Here is a 23,408-nt window from a genome sequence, read left to right on the forward strand (position 1 = left end):
AAACCCTAGTCTTTAGTTAACTGATTCTCACAGGTAAAATAAGATGTAAATCTTCAACTGGTTCTTCAGTGACAGCAGTAATAACAAAAGGTCTTAATTGTCCTGTAAAAGAGATTTTTACTGAATTAGTGTTTAAAGTTTGAAGGGCAGCTATGGCATATTTACCGGATAAACCGATTGTAAATCCATCTGTTCCGGTCCAAGATTCAAACGCTATTTCTTTTACACCTTTTGATATAGAACTACTAGTTGAAAACTCAGCAAACAACGTACCTACCTTTAATTTAATCGGAACACTATCGCCTGCTAATGAAAGGAGTAGAGTTAATGTATCAATCAACTCTTGTCTATTCACTACTAATTCCTCTGAAAATTCTTTTGGAATTAATCGAGAAGTATCTGGATAGTTACCTTCTAACAATGTAGAAGTTAGAAGAGTCTGACCGTTAGCAAGTGCAATCTGATTTTGACTAGGAAATATAACCACGGAGCGGGTGAGATCAAAAGATTTTAATGCATGATCTAAGAGATTGGCAGGTACAGTAATACTAATTTCTTCTGTATATGCACCTTGTATGACTTTACCTAGTCGGTGACTATCGGTAGCAACAAAGGTATTCTCTTCACCGAACTTCATATTCACTCCTGTTAAAACTGGTCGAGAATCACTTGTAGAGGCACAATAAATCGTTTTTCTTACAATGTTCTCGAAATCTGCTCCATCAAAAGTGATAGCATTTTTTGTGTTTTCCATACTAATTTTGGGAAACTCATCGGCTTCCATAGTAGAAAACTCTAAACAAGTTTTATCTTCGGTGACTTTAACCGTTCCATCCTGTAAATCAAAGCTAATATTTCCTTTTAATTTTTTAGTTATAGTAAAAGCCTCTTTAGGGAGAATGCTTTTTCCTTCATTCTCAATTACGATTCCTGATTCTTCATTAGTTGGTATCGTATGAATAAGGTTTTCTGTTCCATCACTGATCGTAAAGATAATACAATCTGCTTTAACTTGGACTAGAACACCGTTAAGAATTGGATTTTGTGGTTTCGCATTCATTAATCTTCCGCTTTTGCTGATTACCTCAGTTATTAGTTTATTAGGGACTGTAAATTTCATTTTATTTTTCTCCTCTCAAATCATCTTTGGTTGCTGCTTTGTAAAATAAAAAGGAGACGAAACAAGGTGCTGTTTCTGTCTCCGTTACTCTCTTTTAGCAAAAGAACCTTCCTTAGCTCACTTTTTGAATGGTAGCAAGGTCTTCTTTAGCCAGTATTATTGTTGTATTTGTTAACTCTGGTGTCAGATACAAAGCTAATTCATAAATGTGAATTAGTTGTTGCCGTATCAACGGTGCTAAATTAATATTTGCATAATAGAGCATTTGACTGTCCGTAAGATTTAATTTGTTCCTACAATACTCGACATATCGATAAGCTGGTTCAAGTGACGGAAGAAGATTCTCTAAGTCTTTTTGTGAAGCTTTCTCTAATTGAACAGGCTTATAACCGCTCTTCTCTAAAATCTGAGGAACCAAATTTAATGGAACTTGAAGATATTGAAGAGCTGAGTGTACATTTGCTTGTAACTTATCTAATACGTTTGATTGGTCATCATTACTTTCAACACGTGGCTGTTGCTGTTGCTGTTGGCCTTGTTTTTTGTGATTATTTTTTTCATTATTAGGTAGCGCCCAATTAGGTAAAGAAGGGGTGTTAAAGTACCCTTTAACCTGTTGAAGATTACCTTTAACCTTAAAGTTCCCATCAACAGAGTGTGGGCCTTTTTCTTGTCGTACCTCTACCCAACAATCGGGTAAATCCTTCAGATATCTACCGATTTCCCATTTAGCTCCAGCTCTTTTAAAAGCACTAGAATAACCGCCCTTAATAGGTTCGATTACAGGGAGTTCAGCAGCATCTTGCTTAGAAATCCATTCGTCTCCAATTTTGAGAGACAAAGTACAATGAAAACCAGTATAATCCTTTACTGAGATTGTTTCATATTTGTCTTTCCAGTACACTCCAACTGCTTCATCTAAACGTTCTGCTATAACTCTTGCATTCACAAAAGGAACTACAAGTACTTTTAGTTTTCCGTTTCTTTCAGTTGCAGCTGTTGCTCTCCATTCGATTAATTCTGGTTTGAATGGCTCTTTTAACCTCTGTAATACATTTTGTGATTCAGTGATAGCATCGGCCATCTATAACACCCTTCCTCCCGGTTTTTTAACAATTCTTTTTAAGAAAACGAAAAAAAGGCCTTTGGAAAATTAGTCGGATAGCCAAAAAAAGCTATATACACTAATAGTCCAAAGACCTTTGTTATTCATCACCGCAGAACCACTCATAAAGAGGGCTTGCAAAAAATATAAAAAGAAATATTATATCTTCATTTTAACAAATGATGTTAGAAAAGCACAAGACATAGATTATAAAATCATTACCATATTAATCTTTAAATATGATATAGTGGGATTAATCTAAATATCGGAAAAGCATGTACTGCTCATACTAACCTGTTTAAACAGGCGTAGTATGGGCTTTTTTATTTTAAAAAATAAAGATTGGAGAAATGTTTTATGGAAAATACACGAAAATCTTATGCATTGGTGTATCTATCTCCTTTAACCAATGAGAATGAAATACAAGAGATAGAAAAATTACTAATAGCAAATAACTTAGACTATGATTTTTTGGGCTCTGAAAAAGTTTATCGTGATTGGTGTAAAGATAAAAATTCTATTAACCCTGCTTTGTTTATTTCAAATATGGTTTCACTGGTAGGGGAATATGAGTATTTGTATAAGAAACTTTCTAATGCCATGATGTTACTGGTTGGAAACTTAGAGCATATTCGCCCAGTAGAAGAAAAAGGGACTAACCAAGTAATAAAATTCAATAATATATTGGGAATGATTAATTACCTTGACTCTGCTAAAAATTCCGTGGAATTTAGAAATTTAGTAATAGGTTCACAATTAGCAAAGTCTTCTACTCGCACAATGAATCAAGAGAAATCGCAACCAGCAACAGCAAATATAACGCAACAACACCTGGAAGAACAAAAGAAAGCAGATAATCATGAGGAGGTTAATCCTGGCCATGAAGTAACTATAGAAAAGAAAGACGAAGTAGGGGGCACACTAGGCGGTGGTAATACTAACTTCACATACCCTATGGATAACGAGAACTATGATGATCACAATTTAGAATCTATTTATGAAGTAGCTCAGATGAAAAAGAAGACAAAACAAATAGAAGAAGAAAAAGAAGTAATTGACACAAAAATTCCAACCATCAATAACGAAATACCCGTTATCTACGAAGAAAACCCTTATTTTAAAAGGTCTCGTGATTTACAAAAACAAGTATTTGCAAAACATAAATGGGAACAGCACAAGAAAATCGGTATTTGGTCACCATTACAGCGTACAGGCGTAACCTCTTTTGCGATTAATTTCTCTTTGTTTTTAGCTCAAAATCGAGTGTATACTGCGGTATTAGAAGGGTTAACAGAAAGGCATGCCCTTAAAAGTTGGTTACAAAGGTATACCACTATGCCTGCTAATTGGAGTAGTTATGCTAAAGCAATTCATTCGGATGGATTAACAACTGAAGCGGAATGGATGTATAGAGATGTCATGTTTTTACCTTTAGATACAATGGATCCCCAGTATGAATGGAATGCGAAATCTTTAGAGAGCTATATGACTGCTACAAATATTATTGACGTAACATTGGTGGATTTGCCAACAGGAAAAATGACCGCGTACACAGAGGATTCTTTACATTATTTAGATGAGCTTTGGATCCTAGTAGATGATGCTGCTCAGGAGTACCTAGCTTGGGACGAATATATACAATCTCTGAAGTCCAAAATCCATATTCCATTTTATTTAATATTCAATAAGACATATAAGTTCTCCCAAGTAGAGAGATTAAGCCTAGAGTTAAAGATACCGTTATTGACTCAGATTCCTTCATTACATGAAGAAACTATGAGAAATTATTATGAGAAAGTTCCCCTTTATTATCATCAAGAGGTTCAAGAAATATTAATTAAACCTTTTACAGACTTATCGAAACATATTTTCGGTTCTGATTTTCTTATTAATGAAAAAATTCCTTATTATACAAAGGATCGCCTATTCACTCGATTGATTAAGTTATTGAAATTCACTTAAATAAATGCTATATTCACTGTAGATTAATTATTTCATTTTTTTGGCAAATTACTCATTCGAGTAATTCTGCGGTGATAAACAATAACAGTCTTTGGACTCAGAGTGGAATATATGTATGGCTATGCCTATGTATACTACAAATGAGTTCCAGGACTGTTTTTTTATTTCTTTAGAAAGGAGGAAACAGAAATGGAAATCAAAGAAATTAAGAAAGCTTTACTACGAGGCGACAGTATACGTTTAACTAATCACACATTAAGACGTATAGCAAAGCGTGGCTATACCAAAACAGATTTGATTTCGTGTATTTTAAATGGTGAGATAACGAGGCTACAAACTTATCGGAACAGGCTAAGTGCATTAATAGAAGGAGTAGATAAAGATGGATTACCTATGGTGGTGGTAGTAGGATACGACTTTACTAAAAAGACCAAATTTGCCATAGTTACTGCTCTTCCGCCGATAGAAGAAAAATTTAAGAGAGTTATTTAAAAGATTAGGGAAAGGGTGTTATGCTAATGCAAACGTTAAGAAGAACCAAAATAAAAGGTTGGTTGGAGTATACAAGAGAGTTATGCCCTATTTGCCATAAGTCTGGAGGGTGTATGATTCATGAAAATGGAAATGTGGTTGTTTGTATTCGGACAGAGAGTGACAAACCTTTTTCAGTAGAATTTCCTTCTTGGATTCATTATTTAAAAGAAAAGAGAAAACTGGAGAAAAGAGAATTTATAGAAGGCAACATTAAAGCTGGGAGCGGGCAATTAAATCACGTATATAGATGCCTATTGAATCATTTATCGTTAGAAGAACATCACCTGAATCATTTGTTAAGTGTTCAACGAAAAATGACAGTCAATGAAATAAAAGTTAGAGATTATAAGAGTTTACCAGACAATACTTTTACAATAGTAAAGCGTATGGGTGATTTAATAGCACCTGAATATTTGAAAGGTGTACCAGGTTTTTTTGAAGCAAAATATGGATGGGGAGTATCGGGTAAAAATGGCATTATGATTCCTTACCGTGATGAGGAAAATCAAATTATTGGTTTTCAAGTTCGAGTAGATAACCCTCCAAATGAAGTAGTATTAGATAAAGGTTCTTTTAAAAATTTGAAAGCCTTTGTTGTTGAACAGCCAAACTTAGTTAGAATTCAAGATGGAGAAGAGTTTATAAAAGAAATACAACTAGAAGTAGGGGAAAGTCATTCCATCTACCATGGTAGTAACTATGGATTTATTAGAATGAAAAAAGGGCAACGATATTTTTGGTTGTCTTCCGCTAATAAGGTAAATGGCACTGGAGCAGGAGATCCACTCCCAATCCATGTAGCAGTTCCCACATCGAGGTTAGAGAGATGGGAAACAGGGGAGGCTTTAAAAACAAATGCAGTATGGATAACAGAAGGAGGATTGAAAGCTGATATTACAGCTAACCACCTTCCAAAAGTCTATAATGAAGAAGAAATTGAAGTACTAGGGGATACTGTACTAGGTATACCTGGTATAAATACTTGGAAATATATACTTCCTGTGCTAGAAAAAATGGAAGTTAAACATGTAAACCTTGCAATTGATATGGATTTAATGACAAATCCTGATGTCGCTTTTCATACGAGAAACTTTATTCTCGAATTAAAAAATAGAAATCTTACAGCTAACATGGTTCTTTGGAATGAAGAAGATGGTAAAGGAATAGATGACTTATTTCTTAATGGTAAATACCCACGTTTAGAAAAAATTTTCTAAGAAATGTGTTGATGTCCAGTTACAACATAGTTGGTAACTTTACAACATAGTTGGTAACTTTACAATATAGTTAGTAACTCAAGCAGATATGAACATTAATTTACCATTTCAAAAAAACAATCTTAAAGCATGAAAATGGTTAAAAATCTATAAATCAAAATTACTGTTAAAGACGCCTGTGGATGCTACAAAACCACAGGCTGTTTTTATTTTATGTAAGAGTTAGTATTAAATAAATTTCGAGAGACCTCATCTGTAAAAATAAGACCGAATTAGGTACTTTTTTGCTTATAAGTATATGTGGTCTATATTTAGATGCGTTAACTCCTGAAGTACTTTACTAGAAACATGAGGGACATTGATATATAATTTCTTTTTTGCTACTTAATGCGACATAGTAAACGCGGTGATCTTCTTTACTCATATCAGGTGTCAGCAAAAATTCAAGGCTTTTTACACTATTGGTCTCTGGAATTACAACAAGAACATTATCAAACTCATCGCCTTTTGACTTGTGGATAGTCTTGAATTCACCTATATCATCTGAAATTTTTACTTCAGTTGCTGCTCTCTTATAAAGTAGTTGTTCATAGTAGTCTTTCACTTTTCCACTCGAAATTTTTCCTTTAATTCCATAATGACCAAAAATGTAATTGTTATAAAAATCTTTAATATTTCCCTCGCAAAAATTGTTATATGCTTCTAAGAGTCTTTTCAGATTGCTAAATGCTTTCTTATCCGAGAATCCATCAATCTTTCTGTAAGCTTTTTTCATAAATTTGATTGCATCTTGCAACTTCAATTGTCTGCCGTATTCAATTGCATGAATAATATAATAAACCATCCATCCTCTCGAACTATCTCCAAAAATTAAATCTATTCCCTCAGTGTAATTATCCTTGAAATTATATTTAATAGCATTAGTTTCATTATTTCGGTAAGCCAGTGTATAGAAACTGTTAATCCCAAGAGTTTTTGAAATATACTTATGAGCTGTAAATGAACTCCCAATTAACAATACAGGCATCTCGCCAACCTTTTTGTCAGGACTGCATTGATCAAAGTCCTTCTGGGTTCGTATATGATTTAGTATATTGATGATTTGTTCAGTAGATCGATGATTGTTTTCTAAATAATGAAGTGACATACCATCAAGTTTAAATTGATCAAACAAATTTTCATCAGTACCCTGAAATGAGAATATAGCCTGACAAGGATCTCCAATAACTCCGATTACCGTTTCTTTCTCGGCAATTAATTTAATAATTTCAGCCTGTAAAGGGCTTGTGTCTTGAAACTCGTCTAGTAGAATATAAGGAAATTTTGCTCTAATAATTTCTCGTATTTCATTTTTTTGAAGTAGAAGTAAATATGAAAAGTATAAAACATCATCATGACTCAAAAGTCCATTTTCCCAACATAATTCTTTATAAACTATGTATGAATTTTTTTTGATATTATAGCGTCCAACCTTTGATTGGTATACTTTGAGAAAATTCAATTCTATTGTAGTTCCATTTAACATCCATATTAAATTTCCCAAAGAATTAGCTAGATCCTTATTGAGACTCTCATCAAAATATTGTTTACTTCTAGTTTTGTATTCTTGAAGTAAAGACCTTCCTAATTTCACTTCTTCGTGTCCGTCTAAATGCTCAATTGGAAAAGGACAGTCATCTAGCATCCATAAATACGGTTTTAAAATATGTTTGTAAAGAAAGCTATGTATAGTGCTTACTTCAACATCTTCACCTGTATCTTTGAGACGACTTTTTAAGGTTTCTACACCGATATTAGTGTAAGTAATACAAGCAACTTTTTTACCTTTCGATAGCTTTTTTGATTGATTTAAAATCCAGTGAATATGATGAGTTAAAAACGTGGTTTTTCCTGCACCTGGACCTGCATAAAGTTTGAAGTGATTGTCAATTGGTATATTTTCCTTACTATCTTTTAACTTTACTGCTTTTGAGAAATCCATGTTATCGCCTCTTTAATATAGTCTGGTGGACTAATTTTATCTTTGTTACTTGTAGCAACAATATAAGCTAATTCCTGTGCTACTTCGCCTTTTTTTATAGAATTTAAATATCGTCCGGCTATTATTTTCGCTTTTATCTTTTCCACTGTTTTAGGTTCATCAATTTTTGCACTACTAACATACTCTCTAACTTCCTTTCCATAATTATTATTGCTTAATATATCTGTAATAGTTTGAATTGATTTCCCATCATTAAAAGCGCTCATTAATCGTTTTATTTCTTCTTTATTAGAGACCGATTCTGTTAGTAGGCTTTCAGTAGTAATATTTTTCAATAAAAGATCATATTCAAATGTTGAACTTTCATTTTCTTTTTGGCTAAATACCTCTATTAAATCGTGTTTGTTGTTTTTTCTTTTATCAATCAACGTATTCGAATAAGATTTATATTCATAGTTATTTGGGGCAGCGTCTAGAAACAATGGTGAACATGCAACCCAAGAAGCACCCTTCTTTCTTTCTTTTCTAACAGGATCTAGATCTGTAATACATGCAATTTTTTTCTTAATAGCATACTCGCTCTTTTCTTGATTAAACAATTTTAAAAAGTGATCAAAGTAGCGACCACCAATATTAATTATTGAGGTATGCGTATCCACTAGGTCAATACCCATCTTTTTTGCAAACTCTGGAACTAACAACAGCTCTGCTAAACCCTCCACCAAAATTAAACTGTGAGCAAAGAACATATCAGCTTTTGTCACATCAATAAAACGTTTTACGTAATTTTTCGATTTTTGGTCTTCGGTGCTATCAGTAAATACTCTCCCTGGATAAGCCACATGAATATTTTCCTGTTCTTTTTGCAATACAATGATATCATCCAATTCAACAGCTGCAGTGATATTTGGTGAATGAGAGGTAATAAAAATTTGATTTACTTGTGAACTTTGATTTTCTTTTAAGAACTTCAAAAACTTGTATTGCATATTTGGATGTAAATGTGCTTCCGGCTCTTCAATAGCTAAAATTGAATAGACCTTTGCATTTGAGCCTAAGTAATCTCCGGAAGCATCTTTCTGCATTTTTGCTAGAAGTAGAGAAATGTAAATCAAGTTATTGTAGCCAAGACCATTATGTATAGCGGGAAGTTTAATACCCGTTTCACTTTCTATACTTAGTTTTAGAGCAGAATATAGTTCTGTATCTAATATTGTCCCATCAAAAGAGGGCTTCATACCTCCAATTCCAGCTCCAGTATCTTCAACATATTTAAGCATGTGAATGTTGCCTTCACTCATCCGAGCTTGCAATGAAGTAATCAAAAGTTGTGCATCAGTTGAAAAAGCTTTCTTCTTAGCCTTTATTTGTTGTATTTTTTCATCTTTGTTAAGATTTTCATCTATTTTAATCTCGTAGTCCATAAAAAAATCTATTACTTCTTTTAGCAAGGTATTTCTTCCAGTGAATAGATCACGTTCAACATCTCTAATGGCAGTTAAGAATTGAAAGGCAAATTTATTTATGTTTTCTTGATCTATTAGATTTTTTTGTTCTGGATTTCCTATATAAATTTTTTGTGTGTATTTTCTCAAAAAAATGTTACGAATAGTGTTCCAGTATTCTTCAGTTTGGTTTTCATCTATGCTAGACATCGTTTTTACGTAAGAATCTACTTCCTTATCTGGTAGGAAGAACTCGTAGGTAATGCGAGCTTCATACGGACTCTCAATTTTAGTAAGCCAAGTTGATACAGTTACAAGGTGATCGGAGTACTCAGGTTCCACTAGTGACTCAACTAATTTTGCTGAAATTATTATTTTTGGGGGAGCCTTTTTTAATTCTGCAGTAGTAATAGTTCTATTAAAATCATCAACAGATAAACGTTTGTTCTGTTGATTGTCAAATAATAACTGCAATGCTTTGATAACTGTTGTCTTTCCAGCATTATTTTGACCGATTATCACATTAGTACCTTCGTGAAATTCAATTGTTGTTCTAGAATTAAAAGTTCTAAAGTTCTCTATACTTAATTCAGCGATATACATGGTTCAATTCATCCTTTACTTTAAGGTTCCTACTATTTTTTAAATAGTGTTTTAAAATAGTCCATTAAGGTTATTATACTACATATAGAATAAATAATTTGACTTTTCTGATATGTCAAATTCAAAGTGAAAATTATTACAACTATCATTGAGGTGCATAATGGAATACCGTTATGTGCCTTTTATTATATTGGAGGTTGTTAAATGAGTAATAGTAGTGTTAGTAAGTCACATGTAAATCGTTTGAATGATGGGAGGGGCCAGGGGAGAGGGAAAGACTATACACCTTTTATACAAGCAAATGACAATAAGGTAGCTTCTGAGGGGTGGTTGACAAGGACGCTTGGCTGGAAAACAAGGAGAATCCATCATACTCTTTCCAAACATGAAAACCAGTTTCTTCTTGTTCAGGAATGGTCGGACAGTGTGGTTGATATTCGGGAACAATATCCGTTGACCCCAATAGAACTGACTATTGAAATTGCAGATAAGTTAAATATTCGCCATCCACATTACAAAGGTGAGAAGGTAATTATGTCAACTGATTTTATGTTAAGTGTGGTAAATGAAGACGGAGAAATAACTGATGTAGCTAGAACTATAAAACCAGTGACAAAGCTTACAAAGAGAACATTAGAATTATTTGAAATAGAGAGGCGGTATTTCCAAGAGATAGGTATAAGTTGGAAAATGGTATTTGATAAACCAAAACCAATAAATATGATTAAAAATATAGACTGGATGTATGATGCAAAATTTTTAGGTACACGGCCAGGTGTTGACTCAGAAATAATAGATTTAATTTGTGATCCTTTACTTAAAGCTCTTGACTCTTGTAGCCCAAAAGATTCTATAAGTAAAAAATGTTTGAAATGCGATATGAAACTTGGTTTGGAGGCTGGTACATCTTTATATATTGTTCAATACATGTTGGTAAATAAATTATGGAAAACAGATATGAATTTGCTTATAAGAGAAAATAGACCTCTAACTTTGATTGTTAATGGACAGTAGTATAAAAAATATGAGGTGAGTTATTATGCAATTATTTGAAAATACCATAATAGAATTTGAGAATGTTTCCAACCAAGAATTAGTGTTGGAAAGAATATTATGGATTTCTGAGGATCGTAGTGAAGTAGTTCTTATGAATATAAAAGACAAGAAAAAAATGCAATTTCCCTATTTTCGTTCTTATCAAGATTTAATCCAGCAAATTGAAGGTGGGGTTGCAAGAACACATCATATAGAGCCAGATATAAGGTTAATTAAAGCCGATGAAGAATATTCGAAAAGGCATATTGAAAGCAGAGATATTAAGTGGGAGATAATAAAGTCAATAGTTACGAAAGAACCAGAGATATACTATCCAGAATCTAGAGGTTTAATGGTTAGAGAGGTAATGAGTAGTACAGGAAAACAAAGAAAAACTATCCATGAATGGATAAAAAAATACTGGTTTTATGGAAAATCGATTAATGGTCTATTAAATAATTACCTTGATTGTGGTATAAATAATAGACAATATTCTGATAATAAAGCTGGTCCAAAAGCTGAAGATGGAAACGAATATATTATCCGCGATGAAGACAAGGAAAATTTCCTTTGGGCAATAAAAAAATTCCATATTGAACAAGGATTAACTATTACAGAAACCCATAAAAAACTTTTACAACATAGGTATAATACAGGATTTTATCGAGAATTTAACGAAATGGTACCCATAGTAGAACCCGAGAAATGTCCAACAATAAGAATGTTTCGCCATTGGTATCAAAACAATTTTAACTCAAAACAGAAATACAGTGCGAGGTATGGTGAGCGGAAAGCAGAGATGAATGCAAGAGCTTTTAAGGGAACGCCAGAGGAAAATGTTCAAGGTCCAGGTGCTTATTATGAGATTGATTCGACTCCAGCAGATGTAATTCTTGTGTCGTTAGATAGAGAAACGGTAATAGGAAGGGCACATGAAATGCCATTCGCTCCTTTTATGAGGAATGTCATTTGCCATTTCTTCAGTTTTTTCAATTGTTTTCCTACAATTCTCAACAAGTGCTTTATCAAATTGGCAAAGCTCTTAACTCTCTTGAACCAGACCTATCAGGTTACATATTAGAAGAATTTTTAGAAGGAGAACTGGAGCAGGGATTGACACTTATTGGCCAACTTACCGCTAGTCTAACAGACGAAGCAAATAGTATCATGGATCAGGTGAGTGACATTGTAGCACTACCCCATTTAGATGATAGCGCAGTGCAGGAGGGGGTTATTAGTTCTAAGAGAAAGCGTGATGATACCCTTTCGCAACTGCATGAATTTGATGCAACACAGACGACTGCTTTAAACACCATGGAACAGGATATTCGGACAATGGAAACATGGCTCTCTGATATAGAAGGAATGTTTAATAGCGGGCTAACGGATGTTCATTTCCAAGCAGATAATTGGGGAGCATTGACTGCTAAAAATAATTTGAAGACAGATTTGGCATCTCGTACATCTCCTGTTGCCATACTTTCCTCCATAGTGAATAGAGAAAATCAGTTGACAACTATGCTTCAGACATTTATAGCTGGTAATGGTCCTATACGATTTGGCTATGGTGGTTTAATTGGGATACACAATCCTTTTGTGGGTACAGATATGATTGCCTTATCCTGTGCAAGACCCAAGAACAATGGGACAGAACAAGAAGCTGTTGATCAAAACATATTCGTAAAATCCTTCCATAGTTTCAAAGGCATTGCTAAAGATTTTTGGGAGGGTGTACGCATACGACGTGAAAAAGCACTAGATTCTCCCTATGATTTTGTAAATTATTGGACTTTTGGTATTTTAGATGGAATTGTATCAGGATCCAATGAAAGAAGTGCCAAGATGTTTGACTCGAAACTTGATTTATTAAATTATGCTACATTTGGTTTTAGTAGAATGGTTAAAGAAGCGATCTTTCCAGAGGATCCTTTGTCCAAAGAACATTGGCAAAATAGCTTTGGTTTTGTAGGAAGCATAATTGGACTTAAATTGGCAACATCCCCATCATCGGTTAAGAAACCAGGGAATGCTGCAGGGGATGGTAAAGCAACACATGATGGGAAAAATGTGAATGAAGGTACAAGTAATGCTGGTGGTGAAGGAACATCTAAGGGTACTGATAAAGTTCAAACTGGAGGCAGGGAACTTTCAGTTGATGAATATCTAAAGCAACTTGATAAAGCAGAAGAAATGTATGAATCCTTTAGAAAATCCAAAACTGATGTCCAGTCTATTGCTAACAGTACAGGAATAACTGAACAGCGAGTACAAAGAATAAAAGAGCATTTATTTATCAAAGAGCACATAAAAGAACATGGAATTGGACGCTTTGAATCAGATTATCAAATTTGACAAGCTTGGGATAGGCTTCAAAAAGGTACTTATAACAAGAATGATATTGATTTACTGAATCATGAACTTTTTGAATCAAAATTTGAAGGAATATTCAAAACAGATTACAGGACCGCACACGATAAAACAGTTGAATCTGGGCGTCCGTGGTATCCAGCAGAGGAGGAGTAAAAATGGCTTCGTATGTTTTACTATTAAAGGAATATGAAGATGATGAAACTGTAGTTTACAAATTTGGACCTAATGAAGAGATTATGGGTAAAATTGAGTTAAATAAAATAACCAGAAAGTTTTCAGAGTTAGAAAGTTTACCTGATCAAAATATTCCCTCTAAGTTTTATTTTGATCGAGCTGCTCAAAGATTGGCAGTTTGCCTTGTAAGAGAAAATGGTATATTTCCAGATAAAACAGCTTTTGAGTCATAATAGACATAAAAAAACTTTGTTGGGGGTGGAGGGCACTGACTATAATTTTTGAGACAGGAATAAAACACCCTATCATGCAGCCAATTGACGGTATTGAACCCGCGATTGGCTGTTTGTTTTCGTTTGAATCATGGATTAAGTGAGTGATATTGTTGGTCTACCCCATTTAGTTCAGTGCAATTTTATTTATGTAGAATAGTGAGGTTTTTAATCTACGGTGGGGTTGCTACAAGAAGGATTAACGCAAAAACGCCGGAATATCGAGCAAAAAGGATGAATTAAAGGAAAAAGGGTAGTATTCAACCGAGTTGGAGAAAGGGATATCAGGAGATCCGAGCTTTCAATTATTAATTTATTAAAAAACAGATAGGAACAAATTGGATGGTTATGTTAAGATTTGAATAAGAATGTGAAGGTTTTCACTTAAACTAAAGATAATAACAAATACATTATTGATTATAATGAACTTGTAAAAGAGGAACTTACAAAAGAGGAATACATGCCGCAGTTTGGTACAAATGGAACTAGTACGTGGTATGCTACTTTAGGAAATAGTGAAACTTCCGGAAAGCATTATTTGGTTGGAGCGGGTACTAGTACGCAGTTTTCAACTTATGGGCCAGCTGAGCAAAGAAGGATGATAGTTTATGATCCGAACTGGAATATAATATCTACAGTTAAGGGTAACGAAGGTGGCATTGTTATGGTTACAAAGGCAAGAGTAACTGGTGAACATCGCTTTTATCTTCAAAACATGAGTGCATCAAGTAATTTCTATAGATGTGAAGTAAAATTTTAATACATTATCAGACAAAAGGCGTCCAAAAGAAATTTGGATGCTTTTTGTATTTAATGAATAAATATACATATTTTTTATAGTGAACTGTACAAGGACAAGAATCTTCATTCACTTTAATAAAAAGATAGTAGATGCTACATAGGTATTTTTCGTTATTTAGTATGAATGTTCTTGTCCTAAGTAAATGGAAGTTGTTGATGTGGCTTTGAAATAAATTAGATAATTTACAATAAAGATTGATCATTTATAATCTAAATTTAGTGTTTTCATTTTTTAAATAGAAAATATTAAAATGCCTTAAAAAATATTGCAAATTTTAAGAATATTTGATATGTTGAAATAGAAAATTGAATAGGTGTAGAAATAGGTGCCGCTTAGTATTGACTATTCGGCTTAATAGGGAAGTTCGGTTAGAGTCCGACGCTGTCCCGCAACTGTATATGGGAGCGATTCGAAAAAGCCACTGTTTTCTTAAAGAGAAGATGGGAAGGTACGAAAAGCGATGATCATAAGCCAGGAGACCTGCCTATTTTAGCATGCATCAATACCTACGAGGATAGGGGGTGTTAAGTGCGAGAGTTATGGGCGTGTTTTCTTATTAAACATGTTTATTAAAGTATTCCTTCGTGTCTTAACAACTTCTTAAAAGAAGTTGTTTTTTTATTGTTTATTTTTTTAAACAATCGAATTGAAAATGAGGATTATTTTCTTTCACTAGCATATTTGTTTGTGGAAACATGAAAAACTTAAGCGAAAAGAGTAATTTTATAGCTTTTTGTAAGGGCTTTCAAGTGCTAAAAATGTAAATGGGGATGGGAGGAAGAGAAATGGAAACCGAAACCGAACAGAAATATTATCCTGGCCTCGACGGTGTAGTCGCGGCGGAAACGGAAATTTCGTTTCTAGATACAGTACAAGGCGAAATTGTTATTCAAGGATATGATCTAATTGAGTTATCGAAGACAAGCCAATATTTAGATATTGTTCACCTTTTACTAGAAGGGGAAATTCCAAATACAGTAGAAAAAGTTGCTTTGGAAGAAGTATTAAAAGGTGAATATGATGTACCAAAGGAAATATTAGATATCTTTACGCTATTACCTAGCAATACTCATCCAATGGACGCTTTGCGTACGGGGCTTTCTTCTCTTGCAGGGTTTGATCAAGAAATCGATGATTGCACGGTGGAAGCAAATTTGAAAAAGGCATACAAACTATTGGGAAAGGTTCCTAATCTAGTTGCAAATAGCTATAGAGTCATCCAGAAAGAAGATGTAATAGCACCTCTTCGAGAATTGTCGTATAGTGCAAACTTTTTTTATATGCTAACAGGGAAAAAACCTACCCCCTTAGAAGAAAAGATATTTGACCGTTCGCTTGTTTTATATAGTGAGCATGAGATGCCCAACTCGACCTTTACAGCAAGAGTGATCGCCTCCACAAAATCCGACATGTACGGAGCACTCACTGGCGCAGTGGCTTCCTTGAAAGGTAATTTGCATGGTGGAGCAAACGAAGCAGTCATGTACATGTTGTTAGAAGCAAAAACGGTAGCGGAATTTGAAAAAGTGCTTAAAGCAAAACTAGCAAATAAAGATCGAATTATGGGATTTGGTCACCGAGTTTATATGAAAAAAATGGATCCTAGAGCGACTATTATGAAAGATGCTTTACGTCAATTGTGTGAGGTAAAGGGAGATGATCTTCTTTATCAAATGTGTGAAGCTGGGGAAAGAATAATGGAAAGAGAAAAAGGTATCTACCCAAATCTTGACTATTATGCAGCACCCGTATATTGGATGCTTGGTATTCCGATTCCTCTATATACACCAATTTTCTTTAGTTCTAGAACAATAGGATTATGCGCACATGTTATGGAACAGCATGCACATAATCGATTATTCCGTCCAAGAGTGCATTATACAGGCGAGCGACGCGCCATTATTATCAACCAATAGACAAATAGTAGCTTAAGCACGCCGCCAAGTGGATGTTCTGCAAAACATCCACTACAATTTTAAACTAATATCATCAGGAAGGAAAGATGAACTTGTTATATATAAATGATCGAACGAAGACGGATAGTTTACTAGAGGAAATAGCGGATTATGTTTTGCATAAGGACATAGTAAGCACCGAAGCTTTTCAAACAGCCCAGTACGTATTATTAGACACGGTTGGATGCGGTATTCTCGCACTCAATTACCCGGAATGCACAAAGCTATTAGGTCCTGTTGTGCCAGGAACGGTTGTTCCTAATGGATCTAGAGTACCGGGTACCTCCTTTGTACTTGATCCAGTAAAAGGGGCTTTTAATATTGGGTGTATGATCAGATGGCTAGATTTTAATGATACATGGTTAGCAGCAGAGTGGGGGCATCCATCAGATAATCTTGGAGGGATTCTTGCAGTTGCTGACTATTTATCTAGAAAAAATTTAGCAGAAGGAAAAGAACCACTAACTGTACAAGAAGTTTTAGAAATGATGATAAAAGCACATGAAATACAAGGCGTTCTTGCCCTAGAAAACAGTTTAAATCGGGTTGGTCTAGATCATGTTTTATTCGTCAAAATTGCTACTACCGCTGTTGTAACTAAAATGCTTGGAGGCTCAAAAGAAGAGATTGTTAATGCTTTATCCAATGCATGGCTTGATAATTCTAGTCTAAGAACATATAGACACGCTCCTAATACTGGCTCACGTAAATCATGGGCTGCAGGCGATGCAACAAGCCGTGGAGTATATTTAGCAATGATGGCAATGAAAGGCGAAATGGGTTATCCTACGGCTCTATCAGCACCAGGCTGGGGCTTCCAAGATGTCTTATTTAATAAACAAGAGTTGAAGCTTGGAAGAAATCTAGATTCCTATGTAATGGAACATGTCTTATTTAAAGTTTCATATCCTGCAGAATTTCATGCGCAGACCGCAGCAGAGTGTGCGGTTAAGTTGCATCCACTAGTGAAAGAACGTTTTGAGGAAATTGAGCGGGTTACAATTACTACGCATGAGTCTGCAATTCGAATTATCGATAAGACTGGACCTCTTCATAATCCGGCTGACCGAGACCATTGTTTACAATATATTACCGCAATCGGTCTTTTGAAAGGGACTATAACGGCAGAGCATTATGAAGAAGAAACGGCTTCAGATCCTTTAATCGATCAACTAAGAAATAAGATGGAAGTAGTAGAAAGCAAACAATACAGTCAAGATTATCTCGATCCGAGCAAGCGCTCGATCGCCAATGCTATTCAAATTTATTTCAAAGATGGAACTTCGACGGAAAAGGTAGAATGTGAGTATCCTTTAGGACATCGCTTCCGTAGAGAGGAAGCTTTTCCAAAAATCAAGGAAAAATTTTCTTTCAATATACAGTCTCATTACACAAAAAAAAAGCTACAAAAAATGGAAGAGGTTTGTTACGACTATAAAGCGTTAGCAGAAATGAACGTAAATGAATTTATGGAGCTGTTTCTACTTTAAAAGGAGGAATTTAAAATGGCTTGGATAGTAGATCAAGACTCTACTCAAAAAGAACTCGCGGAACAATTTCGTACTTTAATAGCAGATGGAAAAATTTTACAAATTCCTGGAAGTCATGATGCGATGGCTGGATTAATCGCCAAAGAGGTTGGCTTTTCTGCATTATATTTATCTGGAGCTGCTTACACAGCTAGTAAAGGATTACCGGATTTAGGGATAGTTACATCTACGGAAGTGGCTGAGCGTGCAAAGGATATTATTCGTGCAACGAACCTTCCTTTATTAGTCGATATTGATACGGGATTTGGTGGAATATTGAATGCTGCGAGAACTGCTAAGGAGATGCTAGAATCTAGAGTTGCTGCAGTTCAAATAGAGGATCAGCAGCTCCCTAAAAAATGTGGACATTTAAATGGGAAGCAGCTTACTTCAACAGAAGAGATGGTACAGAAGATTCAAGTGATCAAGGAGGTTGCCCCTTCTTTAGTAGTCGTTGCTCGTACAGATGCACGAGGAGTGGAAGGTTTAGAAGCGGCCATTGAAAGAGCAACTGCATATGTGGAGGCTGGAGCGGATGCTATTTTCCCAGAAGCACTTAAATCGGAGGAAGAATTCCGTAAGTTTTCGAATAGAATATCCGTTCCATTGCTTGCAAACATGACTGAATTTGGGCAGACTCCTTACTATACAGCGGAACAGTTTGAGGAAATGGGCTACAAAATGGTCATCTATCCAGTTACATCCCTTAGAGTAGCAGCAAAGGCTTATGAAACAGTTTTTCATTTGATCAAAGAACGCGGCTCTCAAAAAGTAGGATTATCTAGTATGCAAACAAGAAGCGAATTATACGAAACGATTTCGTATTACAAATTTGAAGAATTAGACAAGGCTATCTCTAAAACTGTACTAACCACTCAACAATAAAGACTAGGATAAAGCTGTTGAAACAGCTTTATCTTCATTAAGTTAGGAGGCTTAGGATGGAAAAACAATTGGTCCATGTGCAGAACCTCTTTTCTCTAGAAAAAGAAACGCATGCTAATTTATTCACTCCAGAAGATTTCACGGAAGAAGATCATCTCATAGCAAAAACGACGGAGTCATTTATTAAACAAGATGTGATTCCTCACTTATCGCAGTTTGAACAGCATAACTATGCTACGACAAGTGAGTTGTTTAAAAAAGCGGGTGATTTAGGATTGCTAAGTATCGAAGTCCCAGAATCATATGGTGGTTTATCGTTAAACAAAAAAACTGCAGGATTGGTCGCAGAAAAAATGGGTCAAAGTGGTTCTTTCAGTGTTTCGTTTAATATTCATGTAGGAGTTGGAACACTTCCGTATGTCTATTTTGGGACTGCAGAACAAAAGGAAAAGTATTTACCAAAGCTTGCTTCTGGTCAATGGATCGGAGCCTATGCCCTAACCGAGCCGAGTGCTGGTTCTGATGCTTTAAGCTTAAAAACGACAGCTAATTTACAGAATGATGGAACATGGTTGTTAAATGGAGAAAAACAATGGATAACGAATGCAAAAGTTGCAGATGTATTCGTTGTATTTGCGAAAACAGTAGATGGGGTCACTGCTTTTATTGTAGAAAAATCCTTGCAAGGCGTATCAACGGGACCTGAAGAAAAGAAAATGGGGATTAAAGGTTCATCCACAGCAACTCTTATTCTAGATAATGTATCTGTTCCAAGTGAAAATATGCTAGGTGTAAGGGGAAAAGGTCATCAAGTCGCGCTCAACATCTTAAATATGGCACGTCTCAAACTTGCTTTTGCGAATATCGGTACTGCAAAGCAAGCAACCCAACTTTCGATCCAGTATGTAAATGAACGAAAACAATTCAACAAACATTTATCTAACTTTACGATGATTCAAGAAAAAATAGCTAATATGGTCATCTCTATATATGGTGCAGAAAGTGCTGCTTACCGTACAGCTCACTGTATAGACGAAGCTTTGGAATCAATCGAAAGTGATCAAGAGATTCCTGCATTATTAGCCAATTTTGCAATTGAATGTGCATTAAATAAGATTAATAGCTCCGAAATATTAGATGAAATTGTAGATGAGGCGGTACAAATTCATGGAGGTAATGGCTTTATGCAAGAATATCCAGTCGAGAGCCTTTACCGAGATGCGAGGATTAGCCGTATTTTTGAAGGAACAAATGAAATAAATCGTTTAACTATTGCTAAATTAATATTAAAAAAACAGCAAGAACTTATTTCAACTGTTCCACTTGTTGGGAGTGAATCCCCGTCCAGCTCAAACCGAAATTTCCGATATATTGTTCTATCACTAGAGCTGCTACACGACGTTCTGAAAGCCTTCTCGGAAACTACTTTAAACTTAGAGCGAGAACAAGAATACTTACGACTTCTAGCTGATATGACAAAGGACATTTATGTAATGGAGTCATCCTATTTAAGATTAGAAAAATATATAAACAATAAAGAGAGCAATAAAGAGGAAACAATCCACCAATTAGTTACCGGCATCATCTGTGAGGAGGGTTACCGGAAAATAGAAACTGCTGCTATTACGATACTTACCTCATTAGAAATAGATGAGCAATTACAGGTGGTTATGCTACAACAAATAAAAAAACTGTCCGTACCACTATACAGCAATCTGTTTATAAAGAAACGGAAAATTGCAGAAGTAATGATAAAGCATGGTCGATATTTCATATGAATGGGAGTGTTCTAATGAAAAAGATAGGCTTTGTAGGGCTAGGAAACATGGGGTTACCTATGTCTCACAATTTGATCGCATCTAATTTTGATGTGTACGGAGTTGATTTGAACAAAGAAGCTTTACTTCTTTTTGAGAAAAATGGTGGAAAAGTAGGCTATACGATTGCGCAATTGGCAAACAGCTGTGACGTTATTTTTACGAGTCTTCCGTCCAATGGTGCTGTGGAAGCAATCTATTTGGGCGACCAGGGACTCATCGAGCACGCTCATCCAAACATCCTATTAATCGATACAAGCACTGTTTCTCCCGAACTTAATATAAAAATTGAACAAAGCGCTAAGCAAAAAGGTGTAGATTTTCTTGCAGCACCTGTTAGTGGCGGGGTTATTGGTGCCATTAATAAAACGCTCACATTCATGGTTGGTGGCTCGAAGGATGCTTTTGAAAGAGCATTGCCAATCATTAACGTACTAGGAGAAAACATATTTCATGTTAGTGAAAAGATTGATAGTGGCACTGCTACAAAACTGATCAATAATTTACTAATTGGCTTCTACACGGCTGGAGTGAGTGAGGCGCTTACCCTTGCGAAAGAAAGTCAACTAGATTTAGATAAATTGTTTGATATGCTAAATGTCAGCTATGGTCAAAGCCGAATATACGAACGAAATTATAAGAGTTTCATAGCAAATGATGATTATGCACCAGGATTTGCACTCAATCTATTAAAAAAGGATATGGGTTTTGCATTAGAGCTTGCGGATAAAAACCATATCGATTTACCGATAAGTAAAATACTTTACGAAATGTATGAAGAAGCAGAAAAAAGTGGATTTGGGGAACAGGATATGTCAGTCCTCTATAAAAAAGTTAGTGCACAAACACCATCCATTCATTAACGATTGGTAAGACTCCCACTTCAAGGTTTAAGGGCAGCGAGAAGATAGGTGGGAGATCAGCTGTTGGTATTTCCTCGATAAAATGAATAGCAGACTAAGTATGCAACATCGTGTTTGTCCTAACTAGCAATCAGTGGAGATAAAGAACCACCACTGATTAAAGTTTCACTTTATGAAAAGGAGAATCTGTCATGATTACTACAACGATCAAAAGAATGCAAAATAATATTGATGGTAAATGGGTCGAGTCAAGAGGGACGGAAGTTGAAACTATTCCGAACCCAGCAACTGGAGAAACAATCGCATATGTTCCTATCTCTACAAAAGAGGATGTGGATTTAGCAGTACAAGCGGCTAGTAAAGCCTTTGAAGAGTGGTCGTTAGTTCCTGTTCCGAATAGAACACGCTTTTTGTATAAATATCTTCAATTATTACTGGAAAACAAAGACGAATTGGCAGCGATCATTACAGCGGAAAACGGGAAAACATTAAAAGATGCCAGTGGTGAGGTACAACGTGGTATCGAGGTAGTTGAACTGGCTACTTCAACACCAAGTATGATGATGGGGGATGCACTTCCGAATATTGCAGAAGGGATTGATGGATCGATTTGGCGATATCCGATTGGTGTTGTTGCTGGAATTACACCATTTAACTTCCCAATGATGGTTCCTCTTTGGATGTTTCCACTGGCAATTGCGTGTGGAAACACATTTGTTTTAAAAGTATCGGAACGTACGCCCATTTTAGCGGAAAAACTGGTCGACTTGTTCTATGAAGCAGGGTTTCCGAACGGAGTCCTTAATTTAGTACACGGTAGTAAGGATGTCGTGAATGGTTTGTTAGAGCATCCAGCTATTAAAGCCATCTCCTTTGTAGGTTCGGAGCCAGTTGCCAAGTATGTCTATGAAACGGGTTCTGCAAATGGTAAACGAGTGCAAGCCCTTGCAGGAGCAAAAAACCACGGACTTGTTTTAGCAGATTGTCATTTAGAAAAAACTGTTCAAGGTGTCATAGGAGCCGCTTTTGGCAGTAGCGGCGAACGCTGTATGGCATGTTCTGTTGTAGCAGTTGAAGAGGATATTGCAGAGGAATTTATCAATCTACTCATCTCTGAAACTCGCATGCTAAAAGTCGGAGATGGTCGCTATGAAGAAAACTTTGTAGGTCCATTGATCCGCGAGGTACACAAAGACCGTGTGTTAAATTACATTAACATAGGTGTAGAAGAAGGCGCAAAATTAATAATAGATGGCAGACAGCCAGAAAACCAAGCAGGATATTTTGTAGGGGCTACCATTTTTGATCACGTAAAACCGGATATGAAAATTTGGCAAGAGGAGATTTTTGCTCCTGTTTTGAGCGTAGTGCGAGTAAGAAATTTGCAAGAAGGAATCGAATTGACGAACCAATCTAAATTTGCGAATGGAGCGGTAATTTATACCTCTAGTGGTAAAAGTGCACAAATCTTCCGAGAAAAAATAGATGCAGGTATGATAGGAGTGAATGTGAACGTACCAGCTCCGATGGCATTTTTCTCATTTGCGGGAAACAAAGCATCGTTTTATGGTGATCTTGGAACTAATGGGAAAGACGGTGTGCAATTTTATACGCGTAAAAAAGTTGTCACAGAACGCTGGTTTTAATTTATATTTAGCATTACACCAAGCGACCAACATTCTTTTGGTACACGGATCTCGAAGGAATTTATCGAGCTAGTCCGATAAAAATCTAGTCGT

Annotated in this window: 18 protein-coding genes and 1 riboswitch; of the genes, 14 read left to right on the top strand and 4 right to left on the bottom strand. The window is 35.4% G+C overall.

From position 1 onward, the window contains the following. Positions 1-16 precede the first annotated feature (16 nt). Together dnaN and M3627_RS08335 are read right to left on the bottom strand one after the other, a co-directional pair. The gene (gene dnaN, locus M3627_RS08330; RefSeq protein ID WP_251553659.1) at positions 17-1,120 is read right to left on the bottom strand and encodes a DNA polymerase III subunit beta; all 1,104 of its coding nucleotides are present in this window, start codon (positions 1,118-1,120) and stop codon (positions 17-19) included. Positions 1,121-1,232: 112 nt separating this feature from the next. Then, the gene (locus M3627_RS08335) at positions 1,233-2,204 is read right to left on the bottom strand and encodes a Rad52/Rad22 family DNA repair protein (RefSeq protein WP_251553661.1); all 972 of its coding nucleotides are present in this window, start codon (positions 2,202-2,204) and stop codon (positions 1,233-1,235) included. A gap of 378 nt (positions 2,205-2,582) precedes the next feature. On the opposite strand from M3627_RS08335, the gene M3627_RS08340 reads away from it, so the two are divergent. From M3627_RS08340 to M3627_RS08350, 3 genes are all read left to right on the top strand, one after another. Continuing rightward, the gene (locus tag M3627_RS08340) at positions 2,583-4,187 is read left to right on the top strand and encodes a hypothetical protein (RefSeq protein WP_251553709.1); all 1,605 of its coding nucleotides are present in this window, start codon (positions 2,583-2,585) and stop codon (positions 4,185-4,187) included. A gap of 189 nt (positions 4,188-4,376) precedes the next feature. Beyond that, complete coding sequence (locus M3627_RS08345) at positions 4,377-4,679, top strand: DUF4258 domain-containing protein (RefSeq protein ID WP_251553723.1); 303 nt, start codon at positions 4,377-4,379, stop codon at positions 4,677-4,679. A gap of 26 nt (positions 4,680-4,705) precedes the next feature. After that, on the top strand, positions 4,706-5,938 hold the full coding sequence (locus M3627_RS08350; RefSeq protein ID WP_251553746.1) for a toprim domain-containing protein: 1,233 nt from the start codon (positions 4,706-4,708) through the stop codon (positions 5,936-5,938). Positions 5,939-6,278: 340 nt separating this feature from the next. Here the strand turns inward: M3627_RS08350 and M3627_RS08355 are convergent, their stop codons facing one another. Both M3627_RS08355 and M3627_RS08360 read right to left on the bottom strand, forming a co-directional pair. Then, on the bottom strand, positions 6,279-7,919 hold the full coding sequence (locus M3627_RS08355; protein WP_251553763.1) for an ATP-dependent helicase: 1,641 nt from the start codon (positions 7,917-7,919) through the stop codon (positions 6,279-6,281). Continuing rightward, positions 7,898-9,967: an ATP-dependent nuclease gene (locus M3627_RS08360; protein WP_251553800.1), complete on the bottom strand. Its 2,070-nt coding sequence runs from the start codon at positions 9,965-9,967 to the stop codon at positions 7,898-7,900. The genes M3627_RS08355 and M3627_RS08360 overlap by 22 nt, the downstream gene beginning before the upstream one ends. A 204-nt stretch (positions 9,968-10,171) precedes the next feature. Between M3627_RS08360 and M3627_RS08365 the strand changes: the two genes are divergently transcribed. From M3627_RS08365 to M3627_RS08415, 11 genes are all read left to right on the top strand, one after another. Further along, positions 10,172-10,981: a TnsA endonuclease N-terminal domain-containing protein gene (locus M3627_RS08365; protein ID WP_251553823.1), complete on the top strand. Its 810-nt coding sequence runs from the start codon at positions 10,172-10,174 to the stop codon at positions 10,979-10,981. 25 nt (positions 10,982-11,006) lie between these two features. Further along, the gene (locus M3627_RS08370) at positions 11,007-12,083 is read left to right on the top strand and encodes a hypothetical protein (protein ID WP_251553833.1); all 1,077 of its coding nucleotides are present in this window, start codon (positions 11,007-11,009) and stop codon (positions 12,081-12,083) included. Beyond that, the gene (locus M3627_RS08375) at positions 11,996-13,354 is read left to right on the top strand and encodes a T7SS effector LXG polymorphic toxin (RefSeq protein WP_251553842.1); all 1,359 of its coding nucleotides are present in this window, start codon (positions 11,996-11,998) and stop codon (positions 13,352-13,354) included. Before M3627_RS08370 ends, M3627_RS08375 begins: the two co-directional genes overlap by 88 nt. A gap of 173 nt (positions 13,355-13,527) precedes the next feature. Next, entirely contained in the window at positions 13,528-13,779 is a 252-nt protein-coding gene (locus M3627_RS08380; RefSeq protein WP_251553862.1) for a hypothetical protein, read from the top strand. A gap of 499 nt (positions 13,780-14,278) precedes the next feature. After that, on the top strand, positions 14,279-14,578 hold the full coding sequence (locus M3627_RS08385; RefSeq protein WP_251553870.1) for a hypothetical protein: 300 nt from the start codon (positions 14,279-14,281) through the stop codon (positions 14,576-14,578). Between the two features lie 348 nt (positions 14,579-14,926). Then, a riboswitch (cobalamin riboswitch) is annotated at positions 14,927-15,122 on the top strand. Positions 15,123-15,405: 283 nt separating this feature from the next. Continuing rightward, positions 15,406-16,536 carry a citrate synthase gene (gene mmgD, locus M3627_RS08390; protein WP_251553922.1) on the top strand — a complete coding sequence of 377 codons (1,131 nt, stop codon included), beginning with the start codon at positions 15,406-15,408 and terminating at the stop codon, positions 16,534-16,536. An 86-nt stretch (positions 16,537-16,622) separates the two neighbouring features. Beyond that, positions 16,623-18,065, top strand: coding sequence for a 2-methylcitrate dehydratase (locus M3627_RS08395; protein WP_483315283.1), 1,443 nt, complete (start codon positions 16,623-16,625; stop codon positions 18,063-18,065). Between the two features lie 15 nt (positions 18,066-18,080). Beyond that, the gene (prpB, locus tag M3627_RS08400; RefSeq protein WP_251553924.1) at positions 18,081-18,989 is read left to right on the top strand and encodes a methylisocitrate lyase; all 909 of its coding nucleotides are present in this window, start codon (positions 18,081-18,083) and stop codon (positions 18,987-18,989) included. 56 nt (positions 18,990-19,045) lie between these two features. After that, on the top strand, positions 19,046-20,767 hold the full coding sequence (locus M3627_RS08405; RefSeq protein WP_251553952.1) for an acyl-CoA dehydrogenase family protein: 1,722 nt from the start codon (positions 19,046-19,048) through the stop codon (positions 20,765-20,767). A gap of 14 nt (positions 20,768-20,781) precedes the next feature. Then, positions 20,782-21,669: an NAD(P)-dependent oxidoreductase gene (locus tag M3627_RS08410; RefSeq protein ID WP_251553967.1), complete on the top strand. Its 888-nt coding sequence runs from the start codon at positions 20,782-20,784 to the stop codon at positions 21,667-21,669. 191 nt (positions 21,670-21,860) lie between these two features. Continuing rightward, the gene (locus tag M3627_RS08415; RefSeq protein WP_251553969.1) at positions 21,861-23,315 is read left to right on the top strand and encodes a CoA-acylating methylmalonate-semialdehyde dehydrogenase; all 1,455 of its coding nucleotides are present in this window, start codon (positions 21,861-21,863) and stop codon (positions 23,313-23,315) included. Positions 23,316-23,408 lie beyond the last annotated feature (93 nt).

This window comes from Psychrobacillus sp. MER TA 171, from assembly GCF_023713305.1.
In the GTDB taxonomy this organism is placed as follows: Bacteria; Bacillota; Bacilli; order Bacillales_A; family Planococcaceae; genus Psychrobacillus.